The following is a 21,344-nucleotide window of genomic DNA, read 5'->3' on the forward strand; positions in this document are numbered from 1 at the left end:
ATATGAAACGCGTTTTTTCGCCGCATTTAAACAAGAGACGACATGCGCTCCACAGCGTGCTGTATAAAGCGGCGAAACGCGTCCTTCCCTCGCTTGTCCCGCTTAAACACCCCGGCATGTTCCAACACGGTCACAAACCGTTGTCCGACTTCGTGCCGCAAAATGTCATGGACGTTGTCCTTCGTGATGTCCGGATAGGCCGAGTGAATGGCTTCGCACCAATCCCAATGTTTATGCATCGACTCGTCCCAGTCTTCTTTTTTTGTCCGATGCACGAGATAATCGGCCAGCGTCTCCAGTTCCACGGCAAGCCGTGCCGGCAGCACCGCCAGCCCCATTACTTCGATCAAGCCGATATTTTCTTTTTTAATATGATGCAATTCTTCATGCGGATGGAAAATGCCGTACGGATGTTCCGCTGATGTCCGATTGTTGCGCAAAACGATGTCCAACTCAAACAAATCGCCGCGCCGCCGGGCGATCGGGGTGATCGTGTTATGCGGAACATCGCCGCTGTAGGCCATAATCTCGACACTTGGGTCGCTGTATGTCCGCCATGTTTCATACAAAAAGGCAGCCGCATCCAACACGTCCTCTTTTGGTCCAGTCAAACGGATGACGGACATCGGCCAGCGCACTATGCCGGCTGCGACCGACGGAAACGATGGAAGCGGGATACACTCTTCGATCTCCGCCTTTTCCATCGCAAACGTATAGCACCCGCCTTGGAAATGGTCATGCACTAAAATCGAGCCGCCGACAATCGGCAAATCGGCGTTCGAGCCAATGAAATAGTGCGGGAACTTTTCGACGAAATCGAGCAAACGCTCAAGCGTCTTCCGCTCCATTTTCATCGGCACATGTTCGGCGTGGAAGACGATGCAATGTTCATTATAGTACACGTAGGGAGAATATTGGAAATACCACTGTTCATCCAATAACGTGATCGGGATGACACGGTGATTGGAACGGGCTGGATGACGCCACGTTCCTTCATATCCTTCGTTTTCTTTGCATAATACACATTTTGGATACGAGGATGACGGCATCTCTTTTAATTTGGCGATTTCCTTCGGGTCTTTTTCCGGCTTCGCCAAGTTAATGGTGATATCCAATTCTCCATAGATGGTTGACACTTTCCAGTGCTGATTGTTGGCGATGCGCGCCGTTTGAATGTAATTGGACGCTTGGCTCAACGAATAAAACCAGTCCGTCGCCTCCTGCGGGTCGCGGCGGTATCGCTCGTAAAAGGCGCGGATCACTTCCGACGGCCGCGGCATGACGCAGTCCATCAGTCTCGCATCCCATATATCGCGCTCGGTCGTTGTATTCGTTTCCAACAATCCTTGTTCATACGCCCAATCAATCATAGCGTCCAATACCGGGGCCGGCGAGGCCAAGGGAACGTCCTTGACCTCGGCCGGCTGCCATTCCGTGAGTCGTAGCGTTGCCAGCAGGCGGTTGCGCGCGTACACAACATCTTCCGGCGCTAAAAGGCCGCGTTGCTCGGCATAACGGATCAGTTGTTCAATCGCCGCAAAAATCGTTTCCATGTTTACACACCCCGATAGCCGTTTGGCCGCGCTTGATGCCATTCCCATGCCGACGCGACGATATCCGTAATGGACGGGTATTTCGGCTCCCAGCCGAGCTCGCGCTTTGCTTTTTCCGATGAAGCGACAAGTCTCGCTGGATCGCCCAGGCGCCGCGCCACGACGCGGGCGGGGATCGGGTGTCCGGTCACTTGCCGCGCCGCTTCGATCACTTCTTTGACGCTAAATCCATTTCCGTTGCCTAAATTGTATACATCGCTGTCTGCCCCGCTCCGCAATTTCTCGAGCGCCAGCCAATGGGCATTGACGAGATCAAGCACATGAATGTAGTCGCGGATGCACGTGCCGTCAGGCGTGTCATAGTCATCACCGAAAATGTAGATTTCCTCACGCTGGCCAAGCGGCACTTTTAAAATCAATGGAATAAGATGCGTCTCCGGGTTGTGGTCCTCACCGATTGTCGTGCCGTACGCCCCGGCGACATTAAAGTAGCGGAGCGAAATCGAGCGGATGCCATAGGCGCGGTCCGCCCATTTCATCATTTTTTCCATCGCCAGCTTCGTTTCTCCATACGCGTTCGTCGGTTCCGTCGGATCGGTTTCGACGATCGGGATTTGTTTCGGCTCCCCATACACCGCGGCGGTTGAAGAAAAGACGATTTGCTTGACGCCAAATTCTCTCATCACTTCAAGCAACACTTGTGTGCCGTACACATTGTTGTCGTAATATTTCAGCGGCTCTTCCATGCTTTCGCCGACCAATGAGTTCGCCGCAAAATGAATGATCGCCTCAATGTCGTGCTGGCGAAACACCTCGCGCAAAAAATCGCGGTCGCGAATATCGCCTTGGCAAAACACCGCATCAGGGTGAACCGCCTCCCGGTGCCCCGTCTGCAAGTTATCCACCACGACCACGCGCTCCCCTTTTTCAAGCAGACGGTACACCGCATGGCTGCCGATATACCCTGCCCCTCCGCAAACCAAAATCATCGGCTCATCTCCTCCAGTTCCGTGAGTTCTCTCGCCCCGTCACCAACTTCAACGACATAAAAGCTTGCTTCATAACCGATTTTTTCGGCATACGCGTTTCCGACCCGTTCAATGAAATCTTGAACGCATGCCTTTTTCACAATGTTCACCGTGCAGCCGCCGAATCCTGCTCCAGTCATGCGCGCCCCGACCGTTCCTTCGTGCGACCATGCCGCTTCAACGAGCGTGTCGAGTTCAACGCCTGTCACTTCGTAATCATTGCGCAGCGACAAATGCGACTGTTTCATCAACTCGCCAAAGTGGATCAGGTCTCCCCGCTCAAGCGCCCGGGCGGCTTCAAGCGTCCGCTCGTTTTCCATCACCGCATGGCGGGCCCGTTTTTGTTCAAGCGGGGAAAGAAGATGTGCATAACGGGCCAGTTCCGCGCTTGTCAGCTCGCCGAGCGAGGCGATGTTCCGCACGCTTTGCAGCTTCGCAAGAGCCGCCTCGCACGTCGCCCGCCGCTCGTTGTACGCCGAGTCCGCCAGGCCGCGCTTTTTGTTTGTGTTCGCGATGACAATCGAACAATCGTTGAGCACGAGCGGCAAATAGCGGTACTCGAGCGTCTGGCAGTTTAATAGAATGGCGCAATCTTGTTTCCCCATGCCGACGGCAAACTGATCCATAATGCCGCAATTGACCCCAACGTATTTATTTTCTACGGTTTGGCTCATTTTCACAAGTTCTAGTTGGTCAAGCCCGCGCCTGAACAGTTCGTTGAGCATGACCGCGGTCACGAGTTCAATCGACGCGGATGACGACAGTCCTGCGCCGTTCGGGATCGTTCCATAATACAAAATGTCCAATCCGGTCTCCAGGGGGCTGAGCGCTTGAAACGCAGCCAAGATCCCTTTCGGGTAGTTCGCCCAGCCGTGCTCGCTCCGGTATGACAAGTCATCGTAAGAGACAGTGATCACTCCCGTTTCCGAGAAGTTTTGGGAGTAAAGGCGGACAAACGGCTCATCCGTTTGCCGGACAAGCGCATACGTGCCGATCTCGAGCGCGCACGGCAGCACATGCCCGCCGTTGTAATCCGTATGCTCACCGATCAAATTGACGCGGCCGGGGGCGAAGAAGATACGAACTCGTTCTTCACCCCCACCAAATACATTTTTAAAGGTTTCTGTCAAACCGAAACTAACAGCCATGATTACGCCTCCTAAACAATCAATCGCTAGTATATATTTTAGTATAAATTTTACTAAAAACAATAAAAAAGAATTTTTATTAGGTTGCTTATTTGACATGTAACTTAAAATTACGGTCTTATGCCTTTCTTTCTTTAATCAACGTCTTATCCCTTCATCCTTTAAAAAAGTAAAATTACCTCATATTTTATTTCCTAACCTTAACTCAAAAACAACTCGCGGTATTGTCCAAATCTTAGTATTCGGCTAATCCAAAGCAACAAATAAATACGATAAAATATACCGGGTATCACTTTCAAATTCGATAATTGAATCGCCTCCAATTTCTCTTGTGCCATATTGGCCAATCAGAACAGAAAACATAGCTTCAACCACCATTTTTGTTTGATCCACCTAGTAAGTATATCACTCACATTTCGCACCCTGAATAAAAATTCGAAATAAGCCAAGTTTGACCGGATAAAAATTAATTATTTTGCAATTTTTTGTATAAAAAATTATTTTTATGCGCATATCCGGGTTGTTTTTTGTATATTATGCAAAGGTTGCGAAATATGAGATATCATGTGATGGCATTTTTATTTTTCGAGATAAATAAAAACGCTAAGATGAGAAGTTTACATCATGATGCTGTTGTCGCTAAACTTTATGAATCACAAACTCAAATTCCATGTCTTGATCTGCCTTTATGACGTATTCATCGTGAACTGGGGCGCCCCAGCTGTCGTCCCCGCCAACTCCCATTTGTCGACCTGCTACCGTGACAACCGTATAATGAATATTGGGCAGCTCGTAATGATGATTGGCATGTTCAAGTTCAAAAGCTGTGTATGGCGAAAAGTTGCATTCCAACGGTTCAGTTATAGAAGAAATTTTTATTCCCTGTCCATTGTTGTTCGTTAAGCTTACTTTACGAACACCTGTTCTGTTTCCTGATTCCTGCGGTTTGAGATAGCGCGATACATTGTCAGATACTTGATTTCTAAAAATTCCAAGTCTTGCCCCCTTTGAGCGATCGACATAGTTTTCTTCGGGCCCCATTGCATACCACTCGAGTTGATTATAGTCGGCTGGAACCTTGAATGATACCGCAAAAATCGGCATTGACGGAAGATTCTCGACTCCATGATAGACCACCTTCACGCGAATGCTGCCATCAGCATAAACGGTATAACCAATTTTCACTTCCAATTCGGGGTTAATGGAAAATTTGTAGGTAAAGGTGACATTTACTTGGGCCGCTTCCTCTTTCACATCGACTTTTACACATTTACGCGCCAAACTCGCCGCATACCAAAGCCCCGAATAGAAGTCTTGCAAAAAACCTCGGTCATTATCAGTCGTGGCCCTCCAAAACAATGGTGCAGGAGGGGCCGCAATCATCTCCTTGCCTGCGTAATTCATTGAAACTAGGCTTCCTGCCTGTTTGGAAAACATGATCGTAAAATCTTTGCCGTGCACCCCAATGTTGACATCACCATGGACAACTTTTAACTTTCCGCTAGGAACAACGAATTCCTTGGAACCAATCTGGAATACAAACTGGCCGAATGCCACCTCATAACCAGCATCAGCCCAAAGTGTTTTTTCTTTCAATTTAAATGATGCATGAATGCAATATTCACCTGCATCTGCCATCATCCCAAGGGGCCAGTCGAACTCGACTCTTTTCTCTTCCTGCGGTGCTACCGATACATTCAGCTTGCTTCGATACAACTCTCTCCCTTCAAGGAATAGGACGTATTCTAAATCATATTCACTTGTGTCAGTGAAAAGACTTTCATTTCTAATATTGACACCGTATTGATCCGGTGAAAGCTTAAAGTTTTGATAAAGATATTTTACTTCCTGCATCTTCGGTGACAACTCCCGGTTGGCATAGACAATTCCGTTCGTACAGAAACCGTAATCGGTTGGACGGTCGCCAAAGTCCCCTCCATATGCCAAAAATTCTTTTCCATAACGATCTTTTTTCACAAGGGCTTGATCAATGAAATCCCAAATAAAACCACCTTGATACATCGGATACTTTTGTTCCAAATCCGTATATTTGTACATCCCGCCGAGCGAGTTCCCCATTGCATGCATATATTCGCAGCTGATATATGGTTTATCCGGATTTTCTGTTAAATACTTTTCAATTTCATGAGGCTTTGCGTACATACGACTTTCTATGTCGCTTATATCATTGTACTCGCGGGCATGGAATACTCCTTCATAATGGACAAGACGGCTCGGATCGACTGACCGAAAATAGTTGGCGACGTTTAACAGAACTTCCCCAGCATACGATTCATTTCCACATGACCAAATCAGGATGGAAGGATGGTTCTTATCCCTTTCAAACATTGAAATCGCCCGGTCCATAACAATGTCTTGCCATTCTCGATTGTTCCCTGGAACATTCCATGTGGGGTCGACACGGCCCATTTTTTGCCACGTTCCGTGCGTTTCCAAATTCATTTCATTAATGACATAGATGCCGTATTCATCGCATAGTTCATACCAATAGCTTTGATTCGGATAGTGTGACGTACGGACTGCGTTAATGTTATGACGCTTCAATGTTTTAATATCCCATAGCATATCTTCCTTTGTGATCGCCCGGCCTCTTCGGCAATGAAATTCATGTCGGTTAACGCCTTTAAATACAATCCGTTTTCCGTTAAGGTGCATAACTTTATTGATGATCTCGAATCTTCGAAAACCGACCTTCTGTGGAACAACCTCTACCAATTGGCCAAACTCGTTAAAAATCTGAATATATAGCTTATACAAATACGGTTTCTCCGCGCTCCATAATTCCGGTTCATCGACCGCAATGGAAAATGTCCCCTTTTCGCTATGAAGCTCTCCGTCTTTTTTGGCGACAAGGTCGCCTTTCGCATCATACAGTTCAGCGATAAACCTAGAGCCGGCAGGTACCGGAGACAAAAAGGTAAGGTCCGCCGTTAACATGCCTCTCGTATAGGACGAATCCAATTCGGCGCGAACATGTAAATCATAGACATGAATATCTGGCACTGTATAAAGGTATACATCGCGAAAGATTCCAGAAAAACGCCAGAAATCCTGATCCTCAAGCCAACTTCCGGTGCTGTACTGGTAAACCTCAACCGCGAGCTTATTCTCTCCATCCTTTATAAAAGGTGTAAGTTCAAATTCTGCCGGCGTGAAAGAGTCCTCACTATACCCGACAAACTGCCCGTTCAACCAAACATAAAACGCCGACTCCACTCCTTGAAAAGAAATATACACCGGTTTCCCTTTCATACGTTCAGGAAGATTAAAAATTTTTATATAGCTTCCTACTGGATTATAATCCATAGGAACTTCTGGAGGACGAGCATCGCAATGACCGTCCCACGGATACATCGTATTTACATACTGGGGAGTTCCATAGCCTTGCAACTGAATATGCCCTGGTACGGAAATATCGCCCCAGTTTGAGCAGTCAAAATCAAGTTGATAAAATTTCGCGGGACGGCTAGCTGGATTGACCGCATAGTGAAACTTCCAATTTCCATTTAACTCATAGCGCATCGACATGGAAACTCCATTTTTTGCTTCTTCCAACGTCTCATAATAAATATGGTCCGAATGGGCAGGCAGGCGATTAACCCCGAACACACGAGGATCCGAAAGCCATTCTAATGTGGGGGTTGTTAATGTTTTTTTCATTATTTCCACACTCCTTACTCATCATTTTACTGAACCGAGCATCCCGGCAACGAAGTGCTTTTGCATGAAAAAGAAGATCAGCGCCGTCGGCAAGGTAGCAATCACAATAGCGGTCATGATCATTCCAAAGTCCGGAGAATAACTCGATCCAAGATTTGATATAAGCAATGGCACCGTCTGGTTCTCCGGAGACTGTAATATGACAAGTGGCCATAAATAGCTGTTCCAGCTCGACATAAATGTAATAATCGCCGCGGCCGCATAGGTTGTTTTCATCGTAGGGACATAAAGCCTGAAGAAGATCCCCCATTCAGACAATCCATCAATTCGGCCCGCTTCAATAATTTCCTTTGGGAACATTTTCGTGCTTTGGCGGAAGAAAAAAATCAGAAATGCCGTTGTGATTGTCGGAAAAATAACGGCCGTCATTGTATCAATACCGATGCTTGGAAATATTTGTGATATTGTCCCGAACATTCTAAACAACGGGACCATTAAAGCAGCAAAAGGTATCATCATTGAAAGCAACAAGAAATTGAATAAAAAATCTTTTGTTTTGCTTTTAAAAATTTCAAATCCGTAACCAGCCAAAGAGGAGACCAACATTGCGAGTAGAGTTGTTATAATCGCGATTTTCGCTGAATTCATTAATGCATTGACTAGATTAGTGCTATCAAGCAGGTTGCGGAAGTTTTCCATAAAATGACTACCTGGCAATAACCGTCCTTTCGTCACTTCTACTGATTTATTCGTCGCACTAACAACCATCCACAAAAATGGAAACACGGAAACAATAGATGCAATGGTTAAAACAGTATAGTTGAATACGTTTTTGAGACTACTCATTTTTATCACCTGCCACTTTAAACTGAATAATAGAAAAAAATACAATCATAATCACAATCGCATACGAAACTGTTGCTGCATAACCGAAATCAGGGGTGTATTTAAATGAAAGATTGTAGATATATTGAGAAATCGTCATCGTTGCATTTCCCGGCCCCCCTTGCGTAATGTTCATTACTTCATCGAACAGCTGGAGCGTACCGATTGTTGAAGTGATTGATGTAAACAAAATCATGGGCTTTAACAATGGAATCGTAATTTTAAAAAACTGCTGAACTGGCGAAGCACCATCAATTTTAGCCGCTTCATAAATCGAGTGATCGATATTTTGTAGGGCAGATAAGTAAAAAATCATATTATAGCCTGTCCATCTCCACGTAAGAGCAATAATAATGGTCACTTTAGCCCAAAAAGGATCAGCTAGCCAGTTGATTGGTTCAGATATAAGAGAGAATTTCATCAACATAACGTTGATCAAGCCATCTTGACTAAACAAATATTTAAATATGACAGAATACGCAACTAGGGAAGTGACACATGGTAAAAAAATTGCTGTTCGAAACAATCCTCTCAGCTTTAATTTCGGATTATTCAATAATACGGCTAAAAATAAGGCGAGAATAATCATAATCGGAACTTGAATAATAAGATATATCACTGTATTTTTTACGGTTGTCAAAAAGGTAGGATCACTAAATAAACGAGCGTAATTTTTCAATCCGACAAAGGTTAGATTCGTACCCGAACCCGATTGTAACGAAAGAATTAAGGCTTGAGCCATTGGATAAAAATAAAATGTGCAAATCATAATAGTAGCTAGTATCACAAAAGACCATCCAATTATTGTGTTTTTTATGCGGTGTTTCTGATTAATGTTTCGATCCGTTTTTATTATCAAATCTAGATTCACTTTTGTCGGGGGAATCACTCTATATCAACTCCTTAACATGTTGATAAATAGAAAGCAACATCCGTGAGAGGGTCTTGCTCTTTATTCAAGCATGAAAATGACCGATCAAGGCGTCGAGGAGCGGGCATCTTCATAGAAGAGCCCCGAACCACTCCGCCCGTTACACAGAATGCTTCTACTATGACAACCAGGAAGGCCAGCGGACTCTCGGGGCTTAATTTTTTATGTTTCCCTTAACATAATAGGCGTGCTATATTTATTTAACTTGTTGTTCTGCCTGTTTTTGTGCATCTTCCAACACTTTATCAAGATCTTTGCCTTTTAAGTAATCTTGCAACGCAGCTGCTAAAATATCTTCGATCACATACGTATGTGCACCGTAGTTTACTTGAGGAATTTCTTTCATCCATTTGGAGAAATCAGCTGTTACTTTTTGGCCTCCAAAAAACTCATCTGCAGCCTTATAGGCCTCACTATTAGCAGCTGGTTTGTATGTGCCAATTGCACCAATCTCTTTGTTTAGTGCTTCATAAAACTCAACATTTGATCCAAACGTTTTAGCTAGAAATTCTGCTGCCTTTTCTTTTCCAGGAATGTTAAGTACATACCAAGAACTTCCACCTAGGTTCGTAGCATTAACAGAGTTAGGAATGCCCGATTGTTTTGGAAAAGGCACAACAGCCCACTTACCGGCTTGAGAAGCTTCGGCTTTAACAGAAGCCGTAATCCAGTTTCCCGTTGGAATCGATGCAACTGCTCCACTATTAAAAGAGGCAACAAATTGACTCCAGTCGGAAATAGGTTTCGATATCCCTGCGTTTACAATCTCTTTGTAAGTTCTAAATGCTTCCTTCAGCGGCTCATTGTCTGCCAAATTCGGGGTTACACCATCTTCTTTCACATACCATGAACCACTAGTTTGAATCATCTCACGAATAATCCCCAGATTTTTAGGATCGAGTGCAAGCATATATTTACCCGTTGCTTGTTTTACCTTTTTCCCGATTTCAATATATTTGTTCCAGTCCAATCCTTGTAAATCATCAACAGTATATCCTGCTTTTTGTAAATAATCTGTTCTCACGTATAATCCAGCAACCCCTGTATCAAATGGGAGTCCATAATGTTTACCATTTAAGCTAGTAGGAGCAAGCTTATATTCAGCAAAATCTTCCGCTTTGAAATATTTTGATAGGTCATAGAATGCATCAGGATACGCTTTAAGGAAGCTCTGTGCACGATAGTCTTCAATTAATACGATATTTGGCAAGCCTTTTGTTGTGCCAGAACTTAAACTTGTATTAAGCTTTTGAACGATATCCTCTTGAGCATTTTCAATAATTTTTAATTTAAAATTAGGATTCTCTTTCTTATAAAACTCTTCTGCAATTTTCATCGCTTTTACGTTGAAATTTGGATCCCACGTCCACACTGTTATTTCATTCGTACTTTTTGTGCTATCTGCAGCTCCACCGTTTTTCGTTTTTGAAGAACAAGCAGTTAATAGAAGAATACTTACTAAAAATAGTGTCAAAATCTTTTTCAAAGAAAATCCCTCCTGTTTTTTTAATTCTTATGAACTTTTGGTGAAAAAGGAGTCTAATTAAGAATATACAGCCGAAAAACATACATTTTTCAGTTGTTGTCTTAATGAAATGAGCCTTTTCACTAAGTGCGTAAGATCCAATGTTTATAGACATTGTCATCTTATGCATATTATGTTGCCAACTGTCGGAACGAGACTTCTCTAAAAGGCCGGTGATTTAGTGAAAAATTACGGAAAACGGACTCTCTTCTCAAATGGAGAAGCCTTGTAAAATCAACGCTTCTCTATCAGCTGAAAGCAACGGGTTCGACGAAATCGGCTGTTTTTCACCAGTCCTCTAAACCTTCCCGGCTTCATCATGCTCTCTTAACACTGCTACATCAACCCCTTGAATCCTCAATTCACCTCCTCGAAAACATTTCCCATCAATCATATTCTGGTATATCTTATCTTCTGGCAGTGACAGTGTCACTTCGTAATCATTATGATTGATAATAATTAAATACTTCCATTCATCAGTCTCTCTTTGTTGCACCTCTACATTTTCAGCTACTTCAAGAATGGGATTAATATGATGTTTAGCGAAAACCTGTTCTAAAAGCCTACCTAAATAATTACTATCTGGATAAGTACCGACATAAATCCCCTCTCCTTTACCGTAGCAGTTACGTGTAACCGCCGGAAGTCCTGCATACCAATCCCCCTTAAATGTCGCTAGAGGTTCTGCCCCTTCTAATCGGATTATGTCCGCCCACGTCGTACAATCATATTCCCCATCGTTACTATATATTTTGTTTACCTTTGTTTCTGGGTATGGTACAAATTCCTCAACAAAAATCCCCAAAATATCTCGCAGAGGACCAGGATATCCGCCTAGATGTACACGGTCATTTTCATCTACAATGCCACTGAAGAAACTGACAATCAAAGTGCCACCGTTAGCAACAAATTGCCGTAAGTTTTCATCTTCTCCCTCTTTAACCATATATAACATTGGAGCGATAACTACTTTGTATTTTGTTAGATCATCAGATGGCCTTACAAAATCGACAGCAATATTACGTTTATATAATTCCCTATAATAAGCTTCAACTATAGGAATATATCTTAGTTTATTATGTGGTTTGGAACTTAGTTCGACAGCCCACCAGTTTTCCCAATCAAAAATGATCGCGACCTCTGCCTTGATTCTAGATCCGACCAAACAATCTAACTTTTTCAGCTCTTGCCCTAACTGTGTAACTTCCCTATAAATTCTATTATTCTCGTTCAAAAAGTGGGGCACCATTGCACCGTGGAATTTTTCAGCTCCTGCTCTACTTTGACGCCACTGGAAAAACATAATACCATCTGCACCACGGGCAATAGTTGCATAACTCCATAGACGCATTACACCTGGCGGTTTTGGAACATTAATATCGCGCCAGTTAACATGTGAGGTTACCTGCTCCATCAAAATAAACGGTTGACCTTTTCTTAAACTACGCATAAGGTCATTCATCATGGCGTGCTGAATTGGCAAGCCCTCTCTGGGATCAGGATATGAGTCCCATGTCACAATATCTACATGCTGAGCCCATTGAAAATAGTTTAACGGTTTGAATGAACCCATGAAATTAGTTGATACTGGAATATCTGGTGTTACCCCACGTAAAATTTCCTTTTCTGTTAAAAACAACTTGAGAATTGAGTCATTCATAAAACGGTAGTAATCAAGTTCTTGGGATGGATTAATAAAAGTTGGTGCCTTTCTAGGGGGATTAATTTCATCCCAATGATTGTATCGCTGTCCCCAAAAGTTTGTACCCCAACGTTCATTTAATTCATCGATTGTTTTATATCTTTCCTTTAGCCACTTTCTAAACGCGACAGCACAATTCTCACAAAAACACTTGGAAACGTGACATGCATACTCATTATTAACATGCCACATTTTGAGTGCCGGATGATTTTTATACCGTTCTGCTATAGCCCTCACAAGTCTCTTTATGTGCGTAATTAATTGAGGATGATTAGGACAATAATGTTGTCTACTGCCAAACGAGAAAATGACACCGCTTTCATCGATCGGCAAAGAATCTGGATACTTTTTTACAAACCAAGCTGGAGTAGTTGCAGTCGCCGTCCCCAAGTTAATATACACACCGTGGTCATATAGTATATCTATAACCTTGTCTAGCCATTCAAAGTCGAACACTCCATCAGACGGTTCGATCTTGCTCCAACTGAAAATCCCTAAAGATACTAAATTCACCCCCGCTTTTTGCATCAACTTAGCATCTTCATACCAAATTTCCTCTGGCCATTGCTCTGGGTTGTAATCTCCTCCGTAACAAATTGAGGATAAAACGTTCATAGTTATTCCCCCCAGATAAATTTTTATCTAATTATAAATTAAGTTAAAATTCAATATTCGTCAACAATAAACTTTTACTAAATATATATATTTTTTTAATTAAAGAATAACCAAATTACACGTCTATATAGACTCTCACGACGGAAAAATTTCGTCGTCATTGGCAGGATAAAAATATTTTTCTGTCGAATATCGTGAATTGGTGCATTTAGGAGTTTAGGTATTTTCAGAGTAGATAAAAACAGGATTCAGTTTTTAGTATAACCCTTATTAATAAGCCCTTCTTCATAATTTATAAATGTATAAAAAATGCACCTAATCCTCAACCTAAGAACAAGTGATTCAACAATGTTCGGAGGACAAATTTATGAAGGATACAGTAAAATCACTAAAACAAGAACTCCAAACCATCACCCACTGGGAACACTCCCAAAAAGACCTATGGTTTTGGGAAAAGCTCGGCCGCTTGCCGTTTCAAGTGCTCGATAAGCTGACGCCAAAAGTCGTCCATCGAAAACTCGGGCAGCTGCTTGATGAATTGGGCAGCTATATTCAAAGCGGCGGGCAATACTTGGTGAATGAAGGAAAGGTATTGGACAAGCTTGGCGTATCGTCGCTTGCCGAAGTGCCGCACTTGCCGCTTGAGACGATGGACCGCGTCTGCGATGAGTTGATCGATGCGCGCGTCACGTTCGCCCAGCTGCAAGGGGCGGCAACTGGAATTGGCGGGGCGCTGACGTTGGCGGTAGACATTCCAGCGCTTCTCGGCTTAGCGCTGAAAACGCTGCAAGAGATCGCCATCGTGTACGGATATGACCCGAAGGAAAAAGAGGAGCGCGTGTTTGTCGTCAAATGCCTGCAGTTTGCCGCGGCGGACATCGTCGGGAAAAAAGCGATTTTGGACGAGCTTTCGTCGTTCTCCAATGAACGCGGGCGCGTCTTTTCCGAACTGCAAGGCTGGCGGGAAGTGATGATGACGTTCCGCGACCAATACGGGTGGAAAAAGCTGTTTCAAGCCGTTCCGATCATCGGTGTCATTTTCGGTTCACTGTTTAACAAATCGTTTATGGAAGACATCGCCGAAACCGGGAAGATGCTCTATCGGAAGCGTCGCATCATCGAGAAGCTCAAACAGTTTGAACCCGGCATCTAAGACACCGGGTTCAATTCGTTTATGACTGGTGCATAGGCTCGAGCGACAGCATCCCTTCTTATCGTTGAACAGCTTTCAATCGCCACATCATGCTGATAAAATCGCCAGAGCGGTACGGCAAGGCCACTCCGGCATACATCAGCTCGTCGCCGCCGTAAACGCCAAGGCCCTCGATTTCGTAGTCTTGATTCGGGTCAAGCCCTTTTAAGCGCAGGTATGACAGCGGCGCGTTCGCTTCGGCCAGAACGCGGAAGTAGGCGACGAGCGCTTCCGAGCGGTCGGCAGAGACGAACATCCATGCTGCTTCATTGCCCTCAAATGGGCTTAACAACCGATAGAACGTACCGAACTGGACGAGGCGGCGCACGTCCTTGTAAAACGCGACTTGTTGCTTCATCATTTGTTTTTCTGTTTCCGTCAATTTCGTGATATCGAGCTCATAGCCGAAGTTGCCTGACATCGCGACATGGCCGCGCGTCTTGAGCGACGTCACCCGCCCGACTTGGTGGTTCGGCACCGCCGAGACGTGGGCGCCCATCGCACTAATCGGATAGACGAGGCTCGTGCCGTATTGAATTTTCAGGCGTGAGACGGCATCGGTATTGTCGCTCGTCCACGTTTGCGGCATATAATACAGCATCCCCGGGTCAAACCGCCCCCCGCCTCCCGAACAGCTTTCAAACAAAATGTGCGGAAAGCGCGAGGTGATCTCGTCCATGACGCGGTACAGCCCAAGCATATAGCGGTGCGCCGTTTCGCGCTGGCGCTCAGGCGGCAGGGCGGAGGAGCCGATTTCCGTCATATGGCGGTTCATATCCCATTTCACGTACGTGATCGGCGCGCTTGCGAGGACGTTCGAGATCGTCTCGATGATATAGTCGCAAACGTCTTCGCGGGAATAATCGAGCACAAGCTGATTCCGCCCTTCCGAACGCGGGCGGTTCGGCACATGCAGACACCAGTCGGGGTGTTTCCGGTACAGTTCGCTGTTTGGCGACACCATTTCCGGTTCGACCCATAAGCCGAACTGGAGTCCAAGTTCGTTTACTTGTTTTGCCAGCCCGTTCAAGCCGTTCGGAAGCTTGCGCCGGTTGACGATCCAATCGCCGAGCGACCGGCGGTCGTCATCGCGCTCGCCAAACCAGCCGTCGTCAAGCACAACCAGTTCGATGCCAAGCTCCGCTGCCGTTCGGGCGATATCCATTATCTTTTCTTCATTGAAGTCAAAATACGTTGCTTCCCAGTTATTGATCAAGATCGGGCGTTCGCGGTCGCGGAATGCGCCGCGCGCCAGGCGGGTGCGGTACAGTTCGTGGTAGGTTTGCGACATCCCGTTCAACCCTTGGTCGGAGTAGACCATGACCACTTCCGGTGTTTGGAACGACTCACCCGGCTGAAGCAGCCATGTGAAATCAAACGGGTTGATCCCCATCGAGACGCGGGCAGTGCGGAACTGGTCCACCTCGACTTGGGCGAGAAAATTGCCGCTGTACACAAAGCTGAACCCGTACACTTCGCCTTGGTGTTCATCGGCGTTTTTGGCGGCGAGCGCGATAAATGGGTTTTGTTGGTGGCTGCTCGCGCCGCGGCGGCTTTCCGCCGCCTGCACGCCGGTCACAAGCGGGCGCCGCTCGATCCAGCGTTCCCGCCCCCACGCTCCGGGGAGATGGATCCAATCATAGTCAGCAGTTGGGAAATCGACGCTCATACTGAGCGCGCGCAGCAGCTTCAACCGCTCGCCGCCTTTGTTTTCAAAACGGGCTGAACGCGTGATGACGTTCCATTTTTCATACGCTGTATACTGCAACGTTACCTCTAGGCCGATCAGCGCATCTCCAAGGACAATTTCGAGCGTCTCCGCTTCCGGTTCATGCTCCACGTATGTCGCCGGCAGCCCGTTAAGTCTAGGCTTCCCTTTGTAAATGCGGTGCGTTTTGTAGCGCAAATCGGTCACGGTCGAGCCGTTCTCAAGCTGCACTTGATACGCCGGAGAACGAAAATCGGTATTCCCATAGGCTGGATATTCTTGCGGCAGCGTATCGAGCGAAAACGTGCGGTCGGATGGGTCGGGATTGGGGGAAAACGCGCGGTCCAGCCTCGGAAATGCCCGCGCGCCGCGAACATCGCGCACCGCTTTTCCCCAATAGACATGCGCCAAATAGCCGGAGCGGAAAAGCTGCATCACGTAGCTTGCCTTGCCCGCCCGCAAATGAAACTGCTTCGTTTGTGGATTGTATGCAACTGACATTCTCTTCCCCCGCTTTGTTTTTGTTTAAATTTTACTTAATTTTTACGAAAAAATCCATCAAAAAAAAGCGCCTCGATTCAGGCGCTCATTCCTTCAAAGGATCATTCACTCCGCTCCTCCCCAACACCGCACGCCGCAGTTCCTTGTCGAGTTCTTTCTCATACACGTCCCGCTCTTCCCCCGTCCACCCCAAATACCGCGCCATAAACGCCATGACCTCCTCTTTCTCACGCCGGACAGAATCAATATCAAACAACAGCGCTCCGGTGCGGCGGATGAAGTAGTCGACTGGTTTGGCCGCCATTTCTTCCTCAATGGCGTAGACGAGGCGGATGAACGTTTCACGCGTCAGACCGGATGAACGGTCGTATTGCTGGCTTAAAGCAAACAGCCGGTCGACATTTGTGCCGTATTGTCTCGCCAGCCGCGCTCCCGCTTCTTTCGTCAATCCATAGCGCACCGCTTCTTCCGCTTTTTCGGCGATGAAGGCAGGGAGGCGGTGCGAGCCGCCGACATCGCCGCCGGAGATCGGCAATTGTTTCGTTCGACACGGTCCGAACGCTTTTCCTTCTTCTTTCTCCAGCTGCTTGGCGACAAGATCGACGACGGTCTCGGCCATTTTCCGGTAGCCGGTCAGTTTGCCGCCGGCGATCGTAATGAGGCCGGATGGCGATGTCCAAATTTCGTCTTTGCGGGAAATTTCCGACGGGTCTTTCCCTTCTTCATAAATGAGCGGACGGACGCCAGCCCAGCTCGACTCGACATCGTCGGCAGTGACGCCGACGGACGGGAACATGTAGTGAATCGCCTGCAATAAGTAATCACGGTCTTCTTCGGTCATGGCCGGATGAGCGGGGTCATCGTCATAAAATGTATCGGTCGTGCCGACATACGTTTTCCCATCCCGCGGAATGGCAAACACCATCCGGCCGTCCGGGGTGTCAAAATAGACCGCCTGCTTGAGCGGAAAACGCTTTTGATCGATGACGATATGGACGCCTTTTGTCAGCCGAAGCCGCTTGCCGGTTTTCGATCCGTCTTTGTCGCGCAGCGCATCCACCCACGGTCCGGCGGCATTGACGACTTTTTTGGCGCGGATGTCATACAAGAGGCCGCCGAGCATGTCGCGGCAGCGGGCGCCGATCGCGCGGCCGCGCTCGTCATACAAAAACTGTTCGGCTTTTACGTAGTTGACGGCGTCGGCGCCAAGCTCGACCGCTTTTTTGATCACTTCGATCGTCAAGCGGGCATCGTCGGTCCGATACTCGACGTAATAGCCGCCGCCGATCAGGCCGTCGCGCTTTAAGAGCGGCTCTTTTTCCAACGTCTGCCGGGCATTAAGCATCGTGCGCCGCTCGCTTTGCTTGACGCCAGCCAGCCGGTCATACAGCCAAAGGCCGATCGACGTGCTCCATTTGCCGAACGTCCCGCCGCGGTAAATGGGCAGCAGCATCCACTCCGGTGTGGTGACGTGCGGGCCGTTTTCATACACAATCGCCCGTTCGCGCCCGACTTCCGCGACAAGCTTCACCTCGAACTGCTTCAAGTAGCGCAAGCCGCCGTGAACGAGCTTCGTCGACCGGCTTGACGTGCCGGCGGCAAAATCTTGCATCTCGACAAGCGCGACCGTCATGCCGCGGGAGATGGCATCAAGGGCGATGCCAGAGCCGGTGATCCCTCCACCGATGATCAGAAGATCATATTGTTTTTCGCTCATCGCTTGAAGAACATCGCTCCGATGTTTGCTTGAGAACGCCATGCGTGATTCCTCCTTTGAAAAAGACAAAAAGAGACCATTGCAAACACGATAAGCCTTTCGCCTACCATGCATGCATGGTCTCTCCCTGTCTCCTGACTGATGATTAACTTGTTACCTTTATTGTAGCAGACTGCGGCCGATTTGACCAGCTCAACGCATTATCCATTGTAGTGGCGCCATAATGTTTCGTTTGACGTGGTCACCGCCGCCGCCCCAGCTGCAAGCGCCCGCTCGACATCATCGACCGTGCGGATGAGCCCACCGGCGTAAATCGGTTTTCCGGTCCGTTCTTTCACTTCGCGGATGATGTGCGGCATGGCGCCCGGGATGACTTCAATGCAATCCGGATTCGTTTTGGCGATCAGCTGGTAGCTTTTCTCTAAAGCGTGGGAATCGAGCAAAAAGATGCGTTGCACGGCCAAGACGCGTTTTTGACGCGCCTTCATAATGACGCCCGCTTTCGTGGAAATGAGGCCATGAGGGCGGAACTCTTGGCAAAGGTATTCCGCCGCATGTTCATCATGACTCAGCCCTTGCACCAAGTCGACGTGAACGATCAACTCCTTGCCATGCCGGCGCGCATAGGCAAAGATGCTTTTTAACTGGGCAATATGCACCTCAAGCAACACGCCGACCGTGTAACCGCTTGACAAAAAGGCGTCAAATTGCTTCATCGTTTTAATGGCCGGAATGATGCGCTGTTTCGCTTCCATTTTCTTTTCTTCGATTCATCCTCTCATTTTGTCGATCTCATCTAAGCATGACAGTGACATCATCGTCCGCGGTTTGCATGTCGCGATTTTCACCCCGCGCTTGCGGAATTTTTCAACGAGGTGATGAATCACTTTTTTGCTTGCCGCCTCTTCCTCATGGGGATGTCCCATTGCCTCACGCTCCTCTCCTATTCCGCTTTCGGAATGGCGAGCTCCACCGTCGTTCCTTTCCCAACTTCGCTTTCCAACGCAATTTGCCCGCCGTACTTATCGATGATCTCCTTGGCAATCGAAAGGCCGAGCCCGGCGCCGCCTTGTTCGCGGCTGCGCGCCTTGTCGACGCGGTAAAAGCGCAAAAAGACGTTTTTCAGCTCCTCTTTTGGGATGCCAATGCCATAATCACGGATGGACACGATGACAAACGGCCCTTCCTCGCGCAAGGAAATCGCGATTTGTTTCACTCGCTGAGAATATTTTACCGCATTGTCAAGCAAAATGAACAGCAATTGTTCAAAATGATGTTTCGCCATCGCCGCGCGCGCAATCGGCTTATCCGGCTGGTCAATCAGAAATTGGAAATCCGGGTGCAAGACGCGGAAATTTTTGACGACTTGTCCGACAGCCGCCGCGGCATCCATCGGCGCCACCTCATCCGGCACCGTGATCGCCTCGGCGCGCGACAAGTCAAGAAGCTCGAGAACGAGCCGCTTCAGCCGCTCCGCTTCTTTCACCGCCGCCTCGAGCGATTCTTCTAAAATCTCTGGATTGTGCTTTCCCCATCGCTGCAGCAACGAAAGATGGCCTTGCAAAATGGCGAGCGGCGTGCGCAGTTCATGGGACGCATCCTCGACAAATTGCCGCTGCATGGCGAACGACCGCTCAATTTCATCCATCATGCCGTTGAACATCACCATCAGTTCCGCGATTTCATCGCGCGCCGGAGGCACATCAATGCGCCGTTTCAGCCCGTTGTTTTGAATGTCCGCCATCGTTTTGGCCAGCGTTTGCAACGGCCGGACGAAGCTTTGCGCCACGAATCGGCCGGCGACAGCGCTTGCCGCCATGGCCAAAAAGCCGATCGCCGTCATGATGAGAAAGAGCGTGTTGGTCACCTGTTGAAACCTCGCCAGCCGACGGGCGATTTCGATCGTTCCATGCAAGTTGCCGATATGAAGCGGCTGACGGAGCAGCAAAAACCGTTCATTGTTGATGAAATGCTCATCCATTTTCCGCTTGTCGGGCATCTCGCTCGGCGATAGCGACACCGCTGCCCCATTCGAAACGGAGACGATGACGTTTCCTTTCTCATCCGTGACGCGAATGAGTTGGTATCGTTCATTCAACCTTTCTAAAAACGCGCGGCTGCGGCGAATTTCCTCCCACGATAGATTACGTTTTTCCGCGTAATATGTTTCAATTTCCGCCACCGTTTGTTCCATCGTTTTTTCTTCTTCCTTCAGCAGCCATTGTTTGACCATATGGTATTGCAAAAACGTAAACACAAAATACGTAACGAAAATCGCCCCGGCCGACAAAACGGTCAGCTTCCCTTTCAGCGAAAGCCGGCGAATCGCCTCCCTCTTCATGGCCGCATCACATATCCCGTGCCGCGCACCGTTTGGATATACCGCTCTTTATCGTGTTCGTCAAGCTTTTGCCGCAAGTAGCGGACATACACATCGACGACGTTCGTCTCGACTTCGGCGTCAAATCCCCACACTTTGTCAAGCAGCGCATCACGCGTCAAGACGACATTGATGTTTTGCATAAAGGCGACGAGCAAGTCGTATTCCCGCTTCGTCAGCTCAATAAATTCGTCTCCTTTTTTCACGGTGCGCGCCTGCACGTCAACGACTAAATCTTTAAACGTCAACACTTGGGCGTTCGCTTCTGGATGAACGCGGCGGAACAAGGCGCGGATGCGGGCGAGCAGCTCTTCAATGGCAAACGGTTTGACGATGTAGTCATCGGCCCCGTTATCGAGCCCCATGACGCGGTCAAACACGCTGTCGCGCGCTGTGATCATCATGATCGGCGTCGATTTCGCCGCCCGGATGCGGCGGCATACTTCCATGCCATTGAGACTAGGCAGCATCACATCAAGCAAAATGAGATCCCACTGCTCCGAAAGAGCGAGCTCGAGCCCTTCGCGTCCATCGGCGCATACATGCACGTCAAAGCCTTCGTGCTTTAAGTCAAGCTCCAAAAACCGGGCGAGCCCGGCTTCATCTTCAATCAATAAAATACGTCCGTTCATCAGTTGCTCCTCCTCTCTTGCGGCTGTTGCTGCTTCCACCTTTATACATCTTTAACTATACACAACAAATCGTCCACCGCCAACGGGCAGCCAGCAGTCAAAAAAGGAATGGGGCGCCTGTTAGGGACGCCCTCAAAAATGAACCG

General features: G+C 47.6%; 15 protein-coding genes. 1 reads left to right on the forward strand and 14 read right to left on the reverse strand.

All coding sequences use genetic code 11. The annotated features are described in order from the left end of the window. Positions 1 to 26 precede the first annotated feature (26 nt). From galT to GYMC52_RS10820, 8 genes are all read right to left on the reverse strand, one after another. On the reverse strand, positions 27 to 1,553 hold the full coding sequence (gene galT, locus GYMC52_RS10785) for a UDP-glucose--hexose-1-phosphate uridylyltransferase (protein ID WP_013524092.1): 1,527 nt from the start codon (positions 1,551 to 1,553) through the stop codon (positions 27 to 29). 2 nt (positions 1,554 to 1,555) lie between these two features. Continuing rightward, the gene (gene galE / locus GYMC52_RS10790) at positions 1,556 to 2,542 is read right to left on the reverse strand and encodes a UDP-glucose 4-epimerase GalE (RefSeq protein WP_013524093.1); all 987 of its coding nucleotides are present in this window, start codon (positions 2,540 to 2,542) and stop codon (positions 1,556 to 1,558) included. Then, complete coding sequence (locus GYMC52_RS10795) at positions 2,539 to 3,729, reverse strand: galactokinase (RefSeq protein ID WP_013524094.1); 1,191 nt, start codon at positions 3,727 to 3,729, stop codon at positions 2,539 to 2,541. The genes galE and GYMC52_RS10795 overlap by 4 nt, the downstream gene beginning before the upstream one ends. A 639-nt stretch (positions 3,730 to 4,368) precedes the next feature. Continuing rightward, the gene (locus tag GYMC52_RS10800) at positions 4,369 to 7,410 is read right to left on the reverse strand and encodes a glycoside hydrolase family 2 TIM barrel-domain containing protein (RefSeq protein WP_013524096.1); all 3,042 of its coding nucleotides are present in this window, start codon (positions 7,408 to 7,410) and stop codon (positions 4,369 to 4,371) included. A 21-nt stretch (positions 7,411 to 7,431) separates the two neighbouring features. Continuing rightward, positions 7,432 to 8,256: a carbohydrate ABC transporter permease gene (locus GYMC52_RS10805; RefSeq protein ID WP_013524097.1), complete on the reverse strand. Its 825-nt coding sequence runs from the start codon at positions 8,254 to 8,256 to the stop codon at positions 7,432 to 7,434. Next, positions 8,249 to 9,184 carry a carbohydrate ABC transporter permease gene (locus GYMC52_RS10810; protein ID WP_013524098.1) on the reverse strand — a complete coding sequence of 312 codons (936 nt, stop codon included), beginning with the start codon at positions 9,182 to 9,184 and terminating at the stop codon, positions 8,249 to 8,251. The genes GYMC52_RS10805 and GYMC52_RS10810 overlap by 8 nt, the downstream gene beginning before the upstream one ends. Before the next feature lie 238 nt (positions 9,185 to 9,422). After that, positions 9,423 to 10,712: an ABC transporter substrate-binding protein gene (locus tag GYMC52_RS10815; protein WP_013524099.1), complete on the reverse strand. Its 1,290-nt coding sequence runs from the start codon at positions 10,710 to 10,712 to the stop codon at positions 9,423 to 9,425. A gap of 337 nt (positions 10,713 to 11,049) precedes the next feature. Next, positions 11,050 to 13,068, reverse strand: coding sequence for a beta-galactosidase (locus GYMC52_RS10820; RefSeq protein WP_013524100.1), 2,019 nt, complete (start codon positions 13,066 to 13,068; stop codon positions 11,050 to 11,052). 367 nt (positions 13,069 to 13,435) lie between these two features. Between GYMC52_RS10820 and GYMC52_RS10825 the strand changes: the two genes are divergently transcribed. Then, positions 13,436 to 14,221, forward strand: coding sequence for an EcsC family protein (locus tag GYMC52_RS10825; RefSeq protein WP_013524101.1), 786 nt, complete (start codon positions 13,436 to 13,438; stop codon positions 14,219 to 14,221). Positions 14,222 to 14,279: 58 nt separating this feature from the next. On the opposite strand, the gene GYMC52_RS10830 is transcribed toward GYMC52_RS10825, so the two are convergent. From GYMC52_RS10830 to GYMC52_RS10850, 6 genes are all read right to left on the reverse strand, one after another. Beyond that, the gene (locus GYMC52_RS10830; RefSeq protein WP_013524102.1) at positions 14,280 to 16,469 is read right to left on the reverse strand and encodes an alpha-galactosidase; all 2,190 of its coding nucleotides are present in this window, start codon (positions 16,467 to 16,469) and stop codon (positions 14,280 to 14,282) included. 85 nt (positions 16,470 to 16,554) lie between these two features. Further along, complete coding sequence (locus GYMC52_RS10835) at positions 16,555 to 18,228, reverse strand: glycerol-3-phosphate dehydrogenase/oxidase (RefSeq protein ID WP_013524103.1); 1,674 nt, start codon at positions 18,226 to 18,228, stop codon at positions 16,555 to 16,557. A gap of 158 nt (positions 18,229 to 18,386) precedes the next feature. Next, positions 18,387 to 18,941, reverse strand: coding sequence for a glycerol-3-phosphate responsive antiterminator (locus tag GYMC52_RS10840; protein WP_013524104.1), 555 nt, complete (start codon positions 18,939 to 18,941; stop codon positions 18,387 to 18,389). A 15-nt stretch (positions 18,942 to 18,956) separates the two neighbouring features. Next, entirely contained in the window at positions 18,957 to 19,112 is a 156-nt protein-coding gene (locus GYMC52_RS19775) for a hypothetical protein (protein ID WP_011231640.1), read from the reverse strand. A gap of 17 nt (positions 19,113 to 19,129) precedes the next feature. After that, the gene (locus GYMC52_RS10845; protein ID WP_013524105.1) at positions 19,130 to 20,527 is read right to left on the reverse strand and encodes a HAMP domain-containing sensor histidine kinase; all 1,398 of its coding nucleotides are present in this window, start codon (positions 20,525 to 20,527) and stop codon (positions 19,130 to 19,132) included. Next, entirely contained in the window at positions 20,524 to 21,198 is a 675-nt protein-coding gene (locus GYMC52_RS10850) for a response regulator transcription factor (protein WP_013144934.1), read from the reverse strand. Before GYMC52_RS10850 ends, GYMC52_RS10845 begins: the two co-directional genes overlap by 4 nt. Between the last annotated feature and the right edge of the window lie 146 nt (positions 21,199 to 21,344).

Source organism: Geobacillus sp. Y412MC52, assembly GCF_000174795.2.
Lineage (GTDB): Bacteria > Bacillota > Bacilli > Bacillales > Anoxybacillaceae > Geobacillus > Geobacillus thermoleovorans.